At 43.1% G+C, this 16,706-nt stretch carries 19 protein-coding genes; all 19 read left to right on the top strand.

Features of this window, described 5'->3' with window-relative positions:
* Nucleotides 1–19: 19 nt before the first annotated feature.
* The 19 genes from AZE41_RS13560 to AZE41_RS13470 all read left to right on the top strand — a co-directional run bounded on the left by AZE41_RS13560 (nucleotide 20) and on the right by AZE41_RS13470 (nucleotide 16,705).
* Entirely contained in the window at nucleotides 20–1,042 is a 1,023-nt protein-coding gene (locus AZE41_RS13560) for an NAD(P)H-dependent glycerol-3-phosphate dehydrogenase (protein ID WP_067210392.1), read from the top strand.
* A gap of 183 nt (nucleotides 1,043–1,225) precedes the next feature.
* Nucleotides 1,226–1,420 (top strand): DUF2768 domain-containing protein, encoded by a 195-nt coding sequence (locus tag AZE41_RS13555; RefSeq protein WP_370570004.1) that lies wholly within the window; start codon nucleotides 1,226–1,228, stop codon nucleotides 1,418–1,420.
* A 5-nt stretch (nucleotides 1,421–1,425) separates the two neighbouring features.
* A complete protein-coding gene (locus AZE41_RS13550; protein ID WP_067213971.1) occupies nucleotides 1,426–2,142 on the top strand; it encodes a hypothetical protein in 717 nt (238 codons plus the stop codon).
* A 77-nt stretch (nucleotides 2,143–2,219) separates the two neighbouring features.
* Nucleotides 2,220–3,698: a stage IV sporulation protein A gene (gene spoIVA / locus AZE41_RS13545; protein WP_067210387.1), complete on the top strand. Its 1,479-nt coding sequence runs from the start codon at nucleotides 2,220–2,222 to the stop codon at nucleotides 3,696–3,698.
* A 162-nt stretch (nucleotides 3,699–3,860) separates the two neighbouring features.
* A complete protein-coding gene (locus AZE41_RS13540) occupies nucleotides 3,861–4,133 on the top strand; it encodes an HU family DNA-binding protein (protein ID WP_067210384.1) in 273 nt (90 codons plus the stop codon).
* 178 nt (nucleotides 4,134–4,311) lie between these two features.
* Nucleotides 4,312–4,881 carry a GTP cyclohydrolase I FolE gene (gene folE, locus AZE41_RS13535; protein WP_067213970.1) on the top strand — a complete coding sequence of 190 codons (570 nt, stop codon included), beginning with the start codon at nucleotides 4,312–4,314 and terminating at the stop codon, nucleotides 4,879–4,881.
* Nucleotides 4,882–4,949: 68 nt separating this feature from the next.
* Nucleotides 4,950–5,171 carry a trp RNA-binding attenuation protein MtrB gene (gene mtrB / locus AZE41_RS13530; protein WP_067210381.1) on the top strand — a complete coding sequence of 74 codons (222 nt, stop codon included), beginning with the start codon at nucleotides 4,950–4,952 and terminating at the stop codon, nucleotides 5,169–5,171.
* Nucleotides 5,172–5,221: 50 nt separating this feature from the next.
* Complete coding sequence (locus tag AZE41_RS13525) at nucleotides 5,222–5,956, top strand: heptaprenyl diphosphate synthase component 1 (protein ID WP_067210379.1); 735 nt, start codon at nucleotides 5,222–5,224, stop codon at nucleotides 5,954–5,956.
* Between the two features lie 18 nt (nucleotides 5,957–5,974).
* Nucleotides 5,975–6,673: a demethylmenaquinone methyltransferase gene (locus AZE41_RS13520; RefSeq protein WP_067210377.1), complete on the top strand. Its 699-nt coding sequence runs from the start codon at nucleotides 5,975–5,977 to the stop codon at nucleotides 6,671–6,673.
* A 24-nt stretch (nucleotides 6,674–6,697) separates the two neighbouring features.
* Entirely contained in the window at nucleotides 6,698–7,678 is a 981-nt protein-coding gene (locus AZE41_RS13515) for a polyprenyl synthetase family protein (protein ID WP_067210375.1), read from the top strand.
* A gap of 85 nt (nucleotides 7,679–7,763) precedes the next feature.
* Nucleotides 7,764–8,210: a nucleoside-diphosphate kinase gene (gene ndk / locus AZE41_RS13510; RefSeq protein ID WP_067210372.1), complete on the top strand. Its 447-nt coding sequence runs from the start codon at nucleotides 7,764–7,766 to the stop codon at nucleotides 8,208–8,210.
* Nucleotides 8,211–8,313: 103 nt separating this feature from the next.
* Nucleotides 8,314–9,084 carry a CheR family methyltransferase gene (locus AZE41_RS13505; protein ID WP_067210369.1) on the top strand — a complete coding sequence of 257 codons (771 nt, stop codon included), beginning with the start codon at nucleotides 8,314–8,316 and terminating at the stop codon, nucleotides 9,082–9,084.
* A 114-nt stretch (nucleotides 9,085–9,198) separates the two neighbouring features.
* The gene (gene aroC, locus AZE41_RS13500; protein WP_067210366.1) at nucleotides 9,199–10,380 is read left to right on the top strand and encodes a chorismate synthase; all 1,182 of its coding nucleotides are present in this window, start codon (nucleotides 9,199–9,201) and stop codon (nucleotides 10,378–10,380) included.
* A 1-nt stretch (nucleotide 10,381) separates the two neighbouring features.
* Entirely contained in the window at nucleotides 10,382–11,488 is a 1,107-nt protein-coding gene (gene aroB / locus AZE41_RS13495; RefSeq protein WP_067210364.1) for a 3-dehydroquinate synthase, read from the top strand.
* Nucleotides 11,488–11,850: a chorismate mutase gene (gene aroH / locus AZE41_RS13490; RefSeq protein WP_067213969.1), complete on the top strand. Its 363-nt coding sequence runs from the start codon at nucleotides 11,488–11,490 to the stop codon at nucleotides 11,848–11,850. Before aroB ends, aroH begins: the two co-directional genes overlap by 1 nt.
* Before the next feature lie 28 nt (nucleotides 11,851–11,878).
* On the top strand, nucleotides 11,879–12,979 hold the full coding sequence (hisC, locus tag AZE41_RS13485; protein ID WP_067210361.1) for a histidinol-phosphate transaminase: 1,101 nt from the start codon (nucleotides 11,879–11,881) through the stop codon (nucleotides 12,977–12,979).
* Nucleotides 12,976–14,076, top strand: coding sequence for a prephenate dehydrogenase (locus tag AZE41_RS13480; RefSeq protein ID WP_067210359.1), 1,101 nt, complete (start codon nucleotides 12,976–12,978; stop codon nucleotides 14,074–14,076). The genes hisC and AZE41_RS13480 overlap by 4 nt, the downstream gene beginning before the upstream one ends.
* Before the next feature lie 17 nt (nucleotides 14,077–14,093).
* Entirely contained in the window at nucleotides 14,094–15,401 is a 1,308-nt protein-coding gene (gene aroA / locus AZE41_RS13475; RefSeq protein ID WP_067213968.1) for a 3-phosphoshikimate 1-carboxyvinyltransferase, read from the top strand.
* A gap of 38 nt (nucleotides 15,402–15,439) precedes the next feature.
* Complete coding sequence (locus AZE41_RS13470) at nucleotides 15,440–16,705, top strand: tetratricopeptide repeat protein (RefSeq protein ID WP_067210357.1); 1,266 nt, start codon at nucleotides 15,440–15,442, stop codon at nucleotides 16,703–16,705.
* The last annotated feature ends 1 nt before the right edge of the window (nucleotide 16,706 follow it).

Below are 16,706 nucleotides of genomic sequence, written 5' to 3'. Positions count from 1 at the left end.
GAAAGGATGTCTGTATGAAATGGAAAAAGTAACTGTTATCGGAGCCGGAAGCTGGGGAACTGCGATTGCTTTTGTTCTTGCTGAAAATGGTCATGATTGCTTACTTTGGGCGAGGCGTTCTGACCAGTCCGCTGAAATTAACGAAAATCATACAAATAAGTCATATTTACCAAGTATTTCTTTACCTACTAATTTGAAAGCAACATCAGATTTGGAAGCGGCGGCGATGCATAGTGATACTGTCATCATCGCTGTTCCGACCAAGGCGATTCGTGATGTCTGTTCTGAACTGAATGCAATGGCGATTAGCCCTAAATTAATTGTCCATGTTTCAAAAGGTATTGAACCAGATTCGTTAAAACGAATCTCAGAAATGATTTCGGAAGAGCTAGATTCCTCGAAAACAAAGGCTATTGTTGTTCTCTCGGGTCCAAGTCATGCTGAAGAAGTTGTTCTGCGTCATCCGACGACAGTAACGGCTGCATCATTCGATTTGGAAGCGGCAGAAAAGATTCAGGACCTATTTATGAACCATTATTTCCGTGTCTATACAAATCCGGATATAGTTGGTGTGGAAATCGGAGCTGCGCTTAAAAATGTAATTGCATTGGCAGCCGGTATTTCTGATGGACTAGGTTATGGTGATAATGCCAAAGCTGCGCTTATTACGCGCGGATTAGCGGAGATTTCAAGACTTGGCGTGAAAATGGGTGCGAATCCACTTACATTTTCAGGTCTGACAGGTCTAGGCGATTTGATTGTTACATGTACGAGTGTTCATTCACGCAATTGGAAAGCGGGCAATATGCTCGGAAAAGGGAATAGTCTAGACGAGGTCGTATCAGGCATGGGTATGGTCATCGAAGGTGTACGGACGGCTAAAGCGGCACATCAGCTTGCAGCCCAGCACGGAGTCTCTATGCCGCTCACAGAGGCACTGTACTCCATACTATTTGAAGGAATACCGCCGAAACAAGCTGTGGACCAACTTATGAACCGTATGAAGAAGCAGGAAGTTGAAGATCTCTTCGGCAACCGTTGACTCTGTAATTCAAAAAGACTTGTGAAAAACGTCAGATTACGTTGCTAGCCTCCCCCTCCGCTCCACACGTATAAAAGCCAGCACATTACGTGCAAGCGAGGGACTTGGGGCTATGCTCACTGGTCCTTTTCTTCTGCCTTTTTAAATACTGATTATACGAAAGGAGGACTTCCTTTGTCCTCGATGGATAAAATGTGGCTGTCGTTCTATGCGATGGGATTCATGGTTATTTCCATGGGTCTTATTTATGTGAGTCGGCATAAGCTTCAAAATAAAGTTTTGAAATTACTATTTGCTATAATAGCCTATTCTTTATTAATCTTCTCATTTTTTGCGATGATTTATCTCGTATTTAATGGGCCGACAGGAGGGGCATGATGACTATGTCAGTAAAAAAAATCGGGCTACTCTTCATATCTTCCTTGGTTTTTGTTCTATCTGGATGTATGTACCCGTCCGAAAAAACAACTGGACAGGAAATCCCGTATGCTGATCAGCTGGAATCAATGCAAAAAGCGGTTGATGCTTATCAGAAAAATTCGGGAGGATTATTGCCAATCAAAACACGTGACCTTGAAACAGATATTTACATCAAATATCCCATTGAGTTCTCCAAAGTTGTACCAGCTTACACGGAAAAAATGCCTTCAAATGCGTATGAAACTGGTGGGATCTATCAATATGTGTTGATAGACGTTGAAACGACTCCAACGGTAAAGCTTGTTGATTTGCGCTCAGCGGAACATATTCGCGATTTAAACCTAAGGAAAAACGTCAATGGTCGAGCTCCATTCAAGGAGTCCGTGGGTGACCATGTCTATACAGTCGATTTCGAAGCAATGGGCTTTAAAGAGCCGCTGACGGTTCCTAGCCCCTATTCAGATGCAATCTTACCGATTGTTATCGGTGGGGATGGTGTTTTTTACATCGATTATTCGATTGATTTAAACCGAATGTTGCAAGAAAAGACCCAGACTGTTAAACCAGGGGAGGATATTCGTCACCTTTTAACGGATAACTATCCTGTTTTACCGGCTTATTCATTACCTTATACAGTGAATGCAGACAACGAACCAATATTCATGAATAAATCAAAATGAAAAACGTTTCATGCCACGTGCATGAAACGTTTTTTTTTTACATAAACTAATATGCGCATCTAAAGGAGGACGATAGAATGAAAGAGGAATTATATGAAAATCTGGCTAGACGCACAGACGGTGATATTTATATCGGTGTCGTCGGACCTGTTCGTGTAGGGAAATCTACGTTCGTGAAAAGAGTTATGGAAGAAGTCGTTATTCCAAATATGACGGAAGCATCGGATCGAATTCGTGCGCAGGATGAGCTTCCTCAGAGTTCACCAGGCTCAGTTATTATGACATCAGAACCGAAATTTGTGCCCGCCCAAGGGACTTCGGTATCTGTAGGGGATGGTGAGCTGAAGTTTCAAATCAGGCTTGCAGATTGCGTTGGCTATGTGATAGACGGCGTAAAAGGCTATGAAGATGAGAATGGCCCGAAATTGGTTCACACGCCATGGCACAACGAACCAATACCATTTGAAGAAGCGGCGCGTATTGGTACGGATAAAGTGATTCGTGATCATTCTACGATTGGTATTCTTGTTACAACGGATGGAACAGTAAACAATATTCCACGGGCAGCAGCACAAGTTGCTGAAGAGGAAATCGTTAATAAGTTGAAAGATATTGGTAAGCCTTTTGTTATTGTTCTGAATTCTAAAATGCCGGCCAATGACAGAACGATCGCATTAAAACAGGAACTACATGAAAAATATGGGGTTCCTGTCATTGCGATAAGTGCTGATCAGTTAAACGCACAGGAAATTCAACTTATTTTAAAAGAAGCATTGTACGAATTTCCGATTTCTGATATTGAAGTCCAAAAACCAGATTGGATGGAAGTGCTCGGAAGTGAACATGAACTGAATGCCAACATCGACAGAGTGATTAATGAGGGATTTTTGGGTGTATCAAAAATCCGTAAAATACAGGAGTTGGCAGAAAGTTTAAAAGATGAAAAATATGTTAGGCATGCAGAAGTCATTGAAGTAGATGCTGGTAAAGGGAAAGCAATCGTGAAAATTACTATGGATGAACAGGCTTTCCGTGAAATTTGTGAAGGAATTATGGGACAGGAAATCGGCTCGAAAAAAGACTGGTTGTTGTTTGTTCAGGAAGCGGCCAAAGCGAAAAAGTCGTATGACATGTACTCGGAAGCAATCGATACAGCTAGAAAGCAAGGCTACGGTGTTGCTCTTCCGACAATTGAGGATTTCAATCCTTCTGCACCGGAACTTATCAAACAGAACAACTTTTTCGGCGTTCGCATGAAAGCAACGGCACCGTCGCTTCACATTATTCGGGTTGATATGGAAGCCGAATTTTCTCCATTAATCGGTTCCGAATTTCATAGCCATCATTTATTAAAAGAATTAAAGAATGCTTATTTGCATGATAGAGAGGCATTATGGGAAACACAGCTATTCGGAACACCGCTCCATGAAGTCATGAAAGAAAGCATTCGTTTCAAAACAGCTTCTGTTCCGATGAAAGCAAGAAAACGTCTGCGGGAGACGATTGAACAGATGGTGAATGATGGAAATAAAGGCATGATTACATTTATCGTCTAAAGGAAAAAGATCCGTCAAAAGCGGATCTTTTTCCGTTTTTTTAGCTAAAAGTGCATGATATTAGCGATTACGCGATAATATTGTTGCGTCAGGGATTTTCTTGTGATACTCTTTTTACAGTATTAGAAGCTAGCTAATGCCCTTTGAGAGGAGGTGAATGGTGTGAATAAAACAGAATTGATTACCTCTGTAGCTGAAGCAGCAGAACTAACTAAGAAAGATGCTACAAAAGCTGTCGAAGCTGTATTCGATACGATCCAATCTACTCTTGCAAGTGGTGAGAAAGTACAATTGATCGGTTTCGGTAACTTCGAAGTACGTGAGCGTGCAGCTCGTAAAGGACGTAACCCGCAATCTGGGGAAGAGATCGATATCGCTGCAAGCAAGGTACCAGCTTTCAAAGCAGGTAAAGCGCTTAAAGACGCAGTGAAATAATTCTCAAGTTTACATAGAAGTCCGTCCGTCGTATCTAATTCATTTAGATACTTGGGGCGGACTTCTTTCCATTTTTATCTTATTGTCCAATGTAGAGTGAACGAACTGTACGGAAATGGGCGAGTATGCTACTATTTTTGTTGGAATGGCTTTATTTCCGATTGGGAGGTTTCGAATGATGAATGTTGTCGATTACGAGAAAATAGAGAAAGCAGTTTCAATGATCCTGGAAGCAGTCGGTGAAGATCCCGAGCGTGAAGGACTGATAGATACTCCAAAGCGTGTCGCAAAGATGTACGCTGAGGTATTTGAAGGTTTGAATAAAGACCCTAAGGATTATTTCAAAACAGTGTTCCATGAAAATCACGATGAAGTCGTACTTGTAAAAGATATACCTTTCTACTCGATGTGTGAACATCACCTTGTGCCGTTTTTTGGGAATGCGCATATTGCATACATACCGCGTGATGGAGTTGTTGCCGGCCTGAGTAAATTAGCGAGAGCCGTCGAAACGACTGCCAAAAGGCCACAACTTCAAGAACGTATCACATCCACAATTGCGGAAGCGATGATGGAAATGCTAAATCCAATCGGTGTCTACGTAGTAATCGAGGCGGAGCACCTGTGTATGACGATGCGAGGCATCAAGAAACCAGGCGCGAAGACAGTGACTACAGTTGCGCGTGGTATTTACGAACAGGACGATGTGAAACGGGCTGAGATCCTATCACTTATTAAGATGTCTTGAAGCCTTTGCGAGTAACGCCTTTTCTATGATATGATAAGACCATAAAAGAATAGACAGGAGAGGTGAAAATGACACAAACCGACTATATCGTTATAAAAGCGAAAGAAGACGGCGTGAACGTAATCGGTCTGACACGAGGAAACGATACGAAGTTTCATCATACGGAAAAATTAGACCGTGGTGAAGTGATGATCGCACAATTTACTGATCATACGTCAGCAATGAAAATACGTGGCAAAGCTGACGTTCATACCGCATACGGTGTCTTGTCAAGCGAAGGGAAAGACTAATTCGTATTTGACACACTTTTCCGTAGACGTCTTTGAATGGAGATTCGACGATGGAAACCCAAAAAATTAAACTGCATATCGAAAATTATATAGGTGAAGTAGAGAATGCAATTCGCGAGCCGATTGTGGATAGAGATGTTGGTCGAATAACAATCGATGCTGTAAAAGCCTTTATTCTCCTGTTGCCAATGTTGAACGGGGAAAGGTGGAACAATCGTTTACATACAGCGTCAATCGCAGTTGGTGCTGTTCACGCTGCTTTTGATGCGCATGATTCGATTAATGTATCTGACGCTACATCAAAGCAACAGCAACTTACTGTTTTGTCGGGGGATTATTTCAGCGGAATCCATTATCGGCTACTCGCCTCTCTGCCTGAATTTGGTTTCATCCGTTCCTTGTCTGAAACAATCGGACAAATTAACGAGACAAAAACGATTTTTCACGACCAATTACCAGATGGACCTGAAAAGTTGATTGAAACAGTTAGAATCATCGAAGCAGGGTGTATAACTGATTTTTTATATACATTCGGATTTGCACAATATGTCCCGCTAGCCAGTGCAGCATTGTCGCTTTTATGGTTTGAAGAAGGGAATGCTGAATGCAATTCTATTTCGGATAAGCGTTCACGCCGCACAATGAATGCTGCTGATGCGGATCATGCGGTTTTTCAGCTTCATGCTGAAATGCAAAAAGCACTTGATGCAGCAGATTATCTTCAGCCTTTTTTACAGCGAAAAATCCGTAACCTAGTGACACCGCTAATTGGTAAACTGAATTGAAGAAAAGAGGTATAACTCTTGTCGATATCAAAAGAACAGAAAGTCCACACCGTTTTTGAAAAAATATCCGTCGATTACGATAAGATGAATTCCGTGATCAGTTTCAACCAACATAAGAAATGGCGCGATGACATCATGTCACGCATGAACGTCCACGAAGGTGCTCGTGCATTGGACGTGTGTTGTGGAACTGCTGATTGGACAATCGCTATTGCAGAGGCGACAGGTGCCTCTGGGCATGTGACAGGACTCGATTTCAGTGAAGGCATGTTAGAAGCCGGCCGGCCGAAAGTTGCAGCATATCCAACTATTACGCTTGTACAAGGAAATGCTATGGAGTTGCCGTTCCCTGACGATTCGTTCGATTTTGTTACGATTGGTTTCGGATTGCGTAACGTACCGGATTATCTAACAGTTTTACAAGAAATGAATCGTGTCTTAAAGCCAGGTGGAATGATTGCATGTCTAGAAACTTCTCAATCTGAACTTCCAGGCTACAGGCAATTATTCCGATTTTATTTCAATTTCATCATGCCCGTTCTCGGGAAAATTTTTGCGAAAAGTTACAAAGAATATTCATGGCTTCAAGAATCGGCAAATGATTTTCCGGGGATGAAACAACTTGCCCAGCTATTTACGGAAGCGGGCTTCACTGGAGTGTCCTTTAAGTCATACAGTGGCGGCGCCGCGGCTGGTCACGTTGGATATAAACAATAAAGACAGCAGGGGAAGGTAATCGTTTTGGAGAAATTGAAGTTATTGTCACTTTATGGTGATTTTCGAAAGGATCTCGCTTATATAGAAAAGGAACTTGAACGATCCCTCAATTCATCTTCCCCTATCATTCGGCAAGCATCACTTCACCTGCTTCGTGCGGGTGGAAAAAGGATTCGACCTATTTTTGTTATCCTGTCATCCAAGTTTGGCAACTATTCGTTGGAGGATGTGGCAAAGGTAGCTGTCTCACTTGAGCTTGTCCATATGGCGTCTCTTGTCCATGATGATGTTATCGATGATTCAGATATGCGTCGTGGCCTCGAAACAGTAAGGGCGCGTTGGGATAACAGAATTGCGATGTATACGGGGGACTTCATCTTTTCACGTGCACTTACATCGATAGGTGAGATTGAAATTCCTGCTATTCATCAGCTACTTGCAGAGACTATGCTTGAAATTTGTAAAGGTGAAGTCATCCAGATTGATCATCAGCGAAAAACCAATCAGACGATTCGGGATTATTTGCGCCGCATTAAACGAAAGACCGCACTTCTCCTGTCATCCAGTTGTGAACTTGGTGCGCTTGTTTCAGGAGCGGACCCTGCGAATGTAAGGAAATTGCGTCGCTTCGGTTATTTTGCAGGCATGGCTTTTCAAATTGTCGATGATATTCTTGACATTACATCAACGGATGAAGAGCTTGGAAAACCGGCAGGCAGTGATCTGTTGAATGGTCATCTGACTTTGCCCATCCTATACATAAAAGACGATGTGAATTTCCAACCTTATATGAAGCGGTCGTTTGACGGGACTTTAACGGAATCTGATCGTGAAGAAATGTTGACTTATATTCGCGGTACAGAGGCCATTCAGATGGCGCAAGCTGTGAGCGATTTGTATTTGCAAAAAGCAATGGATGAAATAAATGAGTTGCCTGATGGTGATGCAAATGCTAAAAAGGCATTCATGCAAATATCTGCTTTCATTGGCAGACGTAAGTATTAGTGCATTAACAGTTGAAAAATCAGGCATCGGGTGGTACGATCGAAAAGGAGAAATCCTGATACATATATAAGAAGGAGTGTTAAATATGGAAAGAACATTTTTAATGGTTAAACCAGACGGCGTACAACGTAATCTAATCGGTGAAATCGTGGGTCGTTTCGAAAGTAAAGGTTTCCAACTTGTAGGCGCTAAGCTTATGACAATTTCACAAGAACTTGCTGAGCAACACTACGGCGAACATAAAGAGCGTCCTTTTTTCGGCGAGCTTGTTGATTTCATCACATCAGGTCCTGTATTCGCAATGGTATGGGAAGGCGAAAACGTTATCTCAGTTGGCCGTCTAATGACAGGCGCAACGAACCCGAAAGAATCTGCACCTGGAACAATACGCGGTGACTTCGCTGTTACTGTTGGCAAAAACATCATTCACGGTTCAGATGCTCCAGAATCAGCTGTTCGTGAAATCGGTCTTTTCTTCAAGGAAGAAGAACTTGTTACTTATGACAAATCAATGAACAACTGGATCAATTAATTACCTTAAACAGCCCTGCGAATTTCGCTAGGCTGTTTTTGTTCTTTCGAAATGGGTTCCAATCCGTTATAATAGTAAGAATATATGAACGGGGGGACGCAGGTTGCCGGATTATGCTGTATTTATTGGAAACGTCAAGAAAAAGACGGGTATCGATCTGTCACTTTATAAAGAAGCACAGATGAAAAGAAGACTCACTTCTCTATATGAGAAAAGAGGGTACCGAAATTTCATAGAGTATTATGAAGCTATACATAATGATAAAGTGCTACTTGAGGAATTTCTTGATCGGATGACCATCAACGTTTCTGAATTCTACCGCAATGCCCAGCGCTGGGATGTGCTGGAAAAGAAGATATTCCCCAAGCTCCTTGCTCAAAGTAAAAAACTGAAGATTTGGAGTGCTGCCTGTTCCACGGGTGAAGAACCATATTCGATAGCACTCGTTTTATTATCACATGTGCCACTGCGTGATATATCAATCTTGGCGACAGATCTGGATTTAGGCGTCATTGAACGAGCGAAAGTCGGTTTATACCCTGAAAGAGCTTTGAAGGAAGTGCCTACCTCAATCGTGAAACAGCATTTTGTCAATGAAGGTCATTTTTATCAGGTGAAGGATGACATCAAACGGACTGTGACATTTAAGCAACAAAATTTGTTAGAAGACCGATACGATACAGGGTTCGATTTAATTGTCTGCCGCAATGTAATGATTTACTTCACAGAAGAAGCGAAAGATCAGATTTACACGAACTTCTCCAAATCGCTTAAACAGGGTGGGATTCTTTTTGTGGGAAGTACAGAACAGATTTTCAATCCTTCAAAATACGGATTAGAATCAGAAGACACATTTTTTTATAGGAAAATTTAAAATATCCGGATAACTTTCCGGATATTTTTAATATAAACATATAGTCAAAAGCATCTTACTTTGGTAGAGTGCTATAAAACGAATGTTAATCCATTCGTCGGAGGAGGAAATGGAATGAGATATTTCACTGCCGGTGAATCACACGGTCCGCAACTAACAGCAATCATTGAAGGGCTACCTGCTCAAATGGAATTGACTGCTGAAATGATTAATGGGGAACTTTCAAGGCGTCAAGGTGGACATGGTCGCGGAAGACGTATGCAAATAGAAAAAGATCAGGTTGTCATTTCATCAGGTGTCCGCCATGGTAAAACACTTGGGTCACCGGTGACGTTGACTGTTGTTAATGATGATTGGAAACATTGGACATCGATTATGGGGGTAGAACCACTCGCTGATGATGTTAAGCCAGAAGATGTGAAACGACAAATAACGCGTCCAAGACCAGGTCATGCAGATCTTGTGGGCGGCATGAAATACGGTCATCGAGATTTGCGCAACGTTCTAGAACGATCGTCCGCGCGTGAGACGACGATGCGTGTGGCAATCGGTGCGGTTGCAAAACAGTTCCTACGCGAACTGGGTATCGAAACTGTCGCACATGTAACAGAAATTGGGGGATTCACAACAAATCCAGATACATATGCAGGAAAAGGGACGGAAGAGCTCCGTAATATCATCGAGAATGACCCTGTCTACTGTGCAGACCCTGAGGCTTCGAAACTGATGGTCCAAGCAATTGATGATGCGAAAGGCCGTGGAGATACGGTTGGAGGCGTCGTAGAAGTGGTTATTGAAGGATGTCCACCTGGAATCGGGAGCTATGTTCAATTCGATCGGAAGATGGACGGTAAGCTTGCGGGAGCGATGATGAGCATCAATGCGTTTAAAGGCGTTGAGATTGGACTCGGGTTTGAAATGGCAAAAATGCCAGGCAGTAAAGTGCATGATGAAATTGTTTGGAGTGAAGAACAAGGCTATTTCCGTAAATCAAACCGATTGGGTGGCCTTGAAGGTGGAATGACGACAGGTATGCCGATTGTAGTCAGGGGCGTCATGAAACCTATCCCTACCTTGTACAAGCCGCTTGAAAGTGTCGATATTGATACGAAAGAACCGTTTGTTGCTACAATCGAACGTTCAGACCCTTGTGCGGTACCTGCAGCTTCTGTTGTTGCAGAACATGTCATTGCAACTGAAATGGCGAAAGCCATTATGGAAGAATTCCGTACGGACACGATGGACGGTCTAAAAAAGGATATTGAAGAATATAGACGGTATGTAAAGGAGTTTTAATATGGGGAAACTTACAGTTGCTGTCCGGGATCATCAATATAACGTCCATATAGGTCAAGATACGTACGAGCTATTCGCCACAGAATATGCTGAACTTCTAGGCACAGTCGACCGAATTGCTATCATTGCGGATGAGCGGGTAGCAGCTATCTACTTGCCGCTGCTACAAAAGTCGTTGCAGTCTGTAAACTGTGAAATTAGTGTAAAAACAGTCCCAGCTGGAGAAAGCTGTAAAACATCCGCTGTGTATGTCGATTGCCTATCTTTTTTGTTAAATGAAAAATTCACCAGGGATTCTCTCCTTATTGCATTTGGGGGAGGCGCATGCGGTGATCTCACTGGGTTCGTCGCTGCGACATTCATGAGGGGGATTAGGTACTTGCAATGTCCTACAACAATCTTGGCTCATGACAGTGCAGTGGGGGGCAAAACGGCAATCAATATGCCGGAAGGGAAAAATATGGTAGGCTCTTTTCATCAGCCAGTCGGAGTTCTATTCAACACAAGGCTCTTCGAATCGCTTCCGCCTCGAGAAATCAGATCGGGTATGGCAGAATTGTTGAAACACGCGCTTATTTCAAATGAGGAATGGACGCTTGAGCTATTGTCTACCCCTTCCTTTTCTCAACCAAGCATTGAATGGTTATCACGCGAATTGTTACGGGGAATCGAAGTTAAAGCGAAAATTGTCTCAGAAGACGAATTTGAGCATTCGACTCGAAAGTATCTAAACTTCGGTCATACATTCGGCCATGCTGTAGAAGGTGTATGTGGTTTCGGTGGTTTAAGCCATGGAGAGTCGGTTATGATTGGCATGGTATACAGTCTTATTTTAAGTGAAGACACTGGCGCGGTTGATGAAGCGTTGACAATTCGATTCATCCAATTTGCAAATACGCATGGCTATACATTCCAACCGGTTCATGAACATGGATTCGATGTATTTATGAATTACATGGAAAAAGATAAAAAAGTCTCTTTCGGAAAGCTTAATTTTGTTTTGCTTGATGGGATAGGAAAACCCTATGTAAAAGAACTGTCAAAAGCGCAATGTGAACAAGCATTCCATCAATTGAGACAAAGAACGAAAGGGGATGTGAAGAAATGATGGTAAGAGGATTAAGGGGAGCAACGACAGTCGAGAACGACGAAGAACAAGCTGTTCTTGAAGCGACGCAAGCGTTGGTCGAAGAAATGGCGAAAGAGAACAGTGTTTTACCTGGGGATATCATTTCGGTACTTATCTCTACTACGACGGACATCAAATCGACCTTTCCTGCAAAAGCAGTTCGGTCGATTGATGGATGGATATACGTACCGGTTATGTGTACGCATGAGATGGACGTCCCGGGAGCAATGCCATTATGCATCAGAGCGCTTATGCATGTGAATACTGATATTCCGCAACGTTATGTAAAACATATTTATCAAAAAAATGCAGTTAAGTTACGACCGGATTTACAAAAATAACCCATATCTATTGACCGGAGGGAATTTTATGAACTGGAAAAAAGCGCTTGATAGTATGCAACCTTATAAACCAGGTAGATCGATTGACGAAGCAAAACGAATATACGGTCTGGATGATGTTGTAAAACTTGCTTCAAATGAAAACCCGTATGGCTGTGCACCATCCGTCAGAGACTATTTGACATCAGCCGCAATCCAGCATGAATTGTATCCAGACGGCTATGCGGGGGGACTACGGAAGAAACTTGCGGAGAAACACGGAGTTGACGAAACCTCTTTGTTATTCGGAAATGGCTCAGATGAAATCATTATGATCATTTCAAGAGCGCTCCTTGGCAAAGGAGTAAATACTGTTATGGCGACACCGACATTCCCTCAATATGCTCATAATGCAAGAATAGAAGGTGCCGAAATCCGGGAAGTACCGCTGAAGGATGGTCATCATGATTTGGAGGGGTTCTTGGGAGCTATCGATGGTGAGACTTCGGTTGCTTGGCTATGCAATCCGAACAATCCGACTGGTAACTTGATTCCTAGCGACACGTTAAAAGGATTCCTTGAACAAGTTTCAGAAAATATCCTAGTTGTTCTTGACGAAGCGTATTTCGAATACATTACTGGCTCTGAGCATATCGACTCGATTTCATGGCTGGAAAAATTCCCGAATGTCATTATTTTACGGACGTTTTCCAAAGCATACGGATTGGCAGCATTCAGAGTAGGCTATGCAATTGGTGACCCGGAGGTCATTTCTAATCTCAATAAAGTGCGGAGCCCGTTCAACAATAACTCGCTTGGTCTAGCAGTTGCGGAAAAAGCGCTCGAAGATGAAGCATTCATCGAACATTGTCGTAACCTGAATCATGAACAAAGGCTACGGTTTACAAAGTATGCTTCGGACAATAAACTGCATTTATTCGATTCCGAAACAAATTTCGTTTTAATTGCAGTGCCAGGTGATGCAGATGATGCTTCAGAAAAACTGTTGCAGCAGGGATTCATCATTAGAAGCGGAAATGCACTTGGAACCCCCGGTTATATAAGGGTGACAATTGGGTCGGAAGAACAGACTAGTAACTTCCTCAAAGCATTTGATACGTTGTTGCAATCCGAGGGTTCAGCCGTATGAAACCGAATATCGCGATAATTGGACTTGGCCTGATTGGTGGTTCGCTCGGGCTTGCTTTGAAACGTAACCCCGGTCTGCAAGTAACGGGGTACGACCGATCCTTCAGTACGTTGGAACAAGCCTTCCGTAGGGGGATCATTGATACAATTGCCACATCTATTGAGAATGCATGTGAAAATGCGGATGTCATCATCTTTGCAACGCCGGTCAATACGACGGTTGCAATGATGCATCAAGCGGTCAACTGGAAATTGAGAACTGACGTTATTATGACGGATACGGGCAGTACAAAAGGTCCAATAATGGATGCTGCAAAACAATTGCTTGAACGTGGAATTACATTTATCGGTGGCCATCCAATGGCGGGTTCTCATAAAAGTGGAGTAACTGCGGCTAAAGAGCATCTATTTGAAAATGCGTATTACATATTGACACCAGATTCACAAACAGACAGTGCAAAGGTCGAACAGCTCCGCGTTCTACTTGGTCCAACGAAAGGGAAAATTGTCGTGCTCGATTCTGAAGAACATGATCGGATGACGGCAATCGTTAGCCATTTTCCACATCTCGTCGCTTCTTCGCTCGTTGGAAGGCTATCAGCACAACAAGAAGAGCAACCGTTTGTTAAAAAACTTGCGGCGGGCGGGTTTCGTGACTTGACTCGAATTGCATCTGCAGATCCCATCATGTGGCGTGATATTACGACGCAGAACAGGGAAGAGTTGTTAAAGCAACTGGACGGATGGCTTGAAGAGATGGAAAATGTTCGAAATATGCTAAAATCGAATGACCCCGACGAAATATATAATTATTTTGCAGGGGCGAAACAGTTCCGAGACGACTTACCGATTACGTCTCAGGGTGCATTTTATATGACATTCGATTTGCATATTGATATTCCTGATCACCCTGGTATCATTTCGGAAATCACAAAAATACTTGCGGATGAACGGATCAGTTTAACAAATATCCGAATCGTTGAGACGCGGACGGATGTCTTTGGAATACTTGTTATCAGCTTCCAAACTACTGATGACCGGGAACGAGCAAAATCCGCTCTTTCCAAAACAATGAATTTTAGCATGTACATAGTTTGAATGGGGGGCTTTTCTTGGTGGAGACGAAACTAGTGGCGTTCAATAAACCAGAATTGAAGGGTAATGTGGTAGTTCCAGGTGATAAATCGATATCGCACCGGGCCGTGATGCTCGGTTCCATCGCCGAAGGTAAAACAAAAATTACCGGATTCCTGGACGGAGAAGATTGCCTACGAACAATTGATATTTTTCGACAACTCGGCGTATCAATTGAAAGGGATGGTACTAACGTCACGGTAGATAGCCCTGGAATGCAAGGGTGGCAAACGCCGTCTGAGGAACTTTATGCAGGTAATTCTGGGACAACAGCACGTCTAATTCTTGGAATACTTGCGGGCTCAACTATCAAGTCTGTTCTGACAGGCGATGAATCACTATCAAAGCGTCCAATGAATAGAGTTACACTACCCTTGTCGTCCATGGGAGCTTCTGTAGTAGGAGAACCAGATGGCAATCTCCTGCCACTCACAATTACGGGTGGACCGCTCTCTGCAATTGAATACGACATGCCTGTTGCCAGTGCCCAAGTTAAATCGGCTATTCTGTTTGCTGGTTTGAATGCGGAAGGGACAACTGTTATTAGTGAGGAGACAGTTTCGCGCGACCATACTGAACGTATGCTGCAGCAATTTGGAGCAGAGGTTCAGGTGGACGGAACTAAAGTTAGTGTCAAGGGCGGGAATGTGCTCCGGGGCAAAGATGTGTTAGTTCCAGGTGATATTTCATCAGCGGCATTTTTCATGGTTGCAGCTGCAATGATTAAGGGAAGTTCCGTTACGTTTACGAATGTCGGGCTTAATCCGACAAGGACGGGGATATTGGACGTGCTTACGAATATGGGTGCTTGTGTTGAAATCCTTGAAGAAGTTAACGGGGCTGGCGAACCGTATGGTACTGTAAAAGTATCCTACGAAGGTTTGCATGGTACTGAAATCAGTGGGGACTTAATACCAAGGCTCATCGATGAGCTGCCTGTTATCGCATTGCTCGCAACGCAGGCCGAAGGAACAACAGTTATCAAAGACGCCGGGGAACTACGGGTCAAAGAGACAGATAGAATTGCTGCGGTAACAACAGAGTTGAAAAAATTGGGTGCAAATATCGAAGCGACGGACGATGGGATGATCATTCATGGACCTACGGAACTCTCGGGTGGCACACTTGTTTCGTACGGCGATCATAGATTGGGTATGATGGCTGCAATTGCAGCACTTGTCGCGTCAGCTCCAATCCAAATCGAAGATCCGTCATGCATAGCTATTTCATATCCAGGATTTTTCACAGACTTGGAAAAGCTCGCTGTTTCTATAAATGCAAAAGGATAACAGCTTGATGTATACATTTTGAAAGTTCAGGTGAAAATATGGGACAGTTAGAAGAAATTGAACGAACTATTTTAGAAGGTGATGTAGAAGTACTCACCGGTGTTATCGATCAGTTAACGGGGTCGACCGATTTCGATTTGCTCTATGAAGCGGCAGATTTATTTGCTAGTTATGGATTTATGGGGGAGGCTGATCGCCTTTTTGAAACGTTGCGCCTTCATTTACCGGATGAAGCCCAGTTGAAAATTGATCGCGCCGGTACATTACTGGAGCTCGGGGAAGAGGACGAAGCGCTTCTTCTTCTCACGGATGTTGGGCCGGACGACGAAGAATATGTCCAAGCCCTTTTAGCGTTAGCGGATTATTATCAGATGTCCGGAATGGCGGAAGCAGCTCTTGCGAAGATTAAGGAAGCTCATGAACTTGTACCTGATGAACCTGTCATTCGGTTTGCGTATGCGGAATTGCTCCTTGATTCTGGGAAGTACGGAGAGGCTACGCGGATGTATCTTGATTTGAATGATGAAACGGAAGAAATTGGCGGCATTCGTATTGTTTCAAGACTTGCGGAAACATATAGCGCTGGTGCTGCTTATGAAGAAGCAATACCTTACTACGAAGAAATGCTACAGGATAACGCCTTGCCAGATACACTTTTCGGGGCGGCATTTGCTTACTTCCAAAGTGGCAATGCAGAAAAAGCAGTCACATTGCTAGACGATTTAATTGAAATGGATCCAGATTACTTTTCTGCTTATATGCTGGCAGGACAGTCTTTGTCAGTTTTAGGTGATGATCAAAGAGCATACGATATGTTCAAAGATGGAATCCGCAGGGACGAATTTGATAAGGAACTGCAATTGACCGCTGGGAAATCAGCATTGAAATTAGGTATTCCAGAAAAAGCAGAAGAACATTTGAAAGAAGCATTGGCACTCGATCCAGAATACATTGAAGCACTTATTACGCTTGCCTCGCTGTACAATGAGAGAGAACAGAGCCCTGAGTTGCTCGATCTACTTACGTACTCACAAGATAATCAAGTTGACATACCTTTATTGGATGCGTTTATGGCCTATGCATATGAACGTGAAGAACAATATGAAGATGCATACACATCCTATGGTAAGGCATATATTGGGATGAAGGATGACCACAGTTTTCTTGGAAACTTCGCGAAATTCCTGATTGAAGAAGGAAAACGTGATGAAGCCCTCAAAATAGTCAAGGAATTGGTTGAACTTGACCCTGACGATGAGAATTGGAGAGCTTATCTTGAAGCACAAAATGACGAGGAGGTGTGAC

The organism is Sporosarcina psychrophila (genome assembly GCF_001590685.1).
Classification (GTDB): domain Bacteria; phylum Bacillota; class Bacilli; order Bacillales_A; family Planococcaceae; genus Sporosarcina; species Sporosarcina psychrophila.
Note: the sequence above shows the minus strand (reverse complement) of the source record. Positions and strands in the feature narration are given on the sequence as shown.

What these genes read in the sequence shown, in the direction of transcription:
- folE (WP_067213970.1), top strand. Translation starts at nt 4,312, where the DNA reads ATGAATGTTGTCGATTACGAGAAAATAGAGAAAGCAGTTTCAATGATC.
- AZE41_RS13470 (WP_067210357.1), top strand. Translation starts at nt 15,440, where the DNA reads ATGGGACAGTTAGAAGAAATTGAACGAACTATTTTAGAAGGTGATGTA.
- hisC (WP_067210361.1), top strand. Translation starts at nt 11,879, where the DNA reads ATGAACTGGAAAAAAGCGCTTGATAGTATGCAACCTTATAAACCAGGT.
- AZE41_RS13555 (WP_370570004.1), top strand. Translation starts at nt 1,226, where the DNA reads ATGGATAAAATGTGGCTGTCGTTCTATGCGATGGGATTCATGGTTATT.
- spoIVA (WP_067210387.1), top strand. Translation starts at nt 2,220, where the DNA reads ATGAAAGAGGAATTATATGAAAATCTGGCTAGACGCACAGACGGTGAT.
- aroC (WP_067210366.1), top strand. Translation starts at nt 9,199, where the DNA reads ATGAGATATTTCACTGCCGGTGAATCACACGGTCCGCAACTAACAGCA.
- ndk (WP_067210372.1), top strand. Translation starts at nt 7,764, where the DNA reads ATGGAAAGAACATTTTTAATGGTTAAACCAGACGGCGTACAACGTAAT.
- aroB (WP_067210364.1), top strand. Translation starts at nt 10,382, where the DNA reads ATGGGGAAACTTACAGTTGCTGTCCGGGATCATCAATATAACGTCCAT.
- AZE41_RS13560 (WP_067210392.1), top strand. Translation starts at nt 20, where the DNA reads ATGGAAAAAGTAACTGTTATCGGAGCCGGAAGCTGGGGAACTGCGATT.
- AZE41_RS13480 (WP_067210359.1), top strand. Translation starts at nt 12,976, where the DNA reads ATGAAACCGAATATCGCGATAATTGGACTTGGCCTGATTGGTGGTTCG.
- mtrB (WP_067210381.1), top strand. Translation starts at nt 4,950, where the DNA reads ATGACACAAACCGACTATATCGTTATAAAAGCGAAAGAAGACGGCGTG.
- AZE41_RS13550 (WP_067213971.1), top strand. Translation starts at nt 1,426, where the DNA reads ATGTCAGTAAAAAAAATCGGGCTACTCTTCATATCTTCCTTGGTTTTT.
- aroH (WP_067213969.1), top strand. Translation starts at nt 11,488, where the DNA reads ATGGTAAGAGGATTAAGGGGAGCAACGACAGTCGAGAACGACGAAGAA.
- AZE41_RS13525 (WP_067210379.1), top strand. Translation starts at nt 5,222, where the DNA reads ATGGAAACCCAAAAAATTAAACTGCATATCGAAAATTATATAGGTGAA.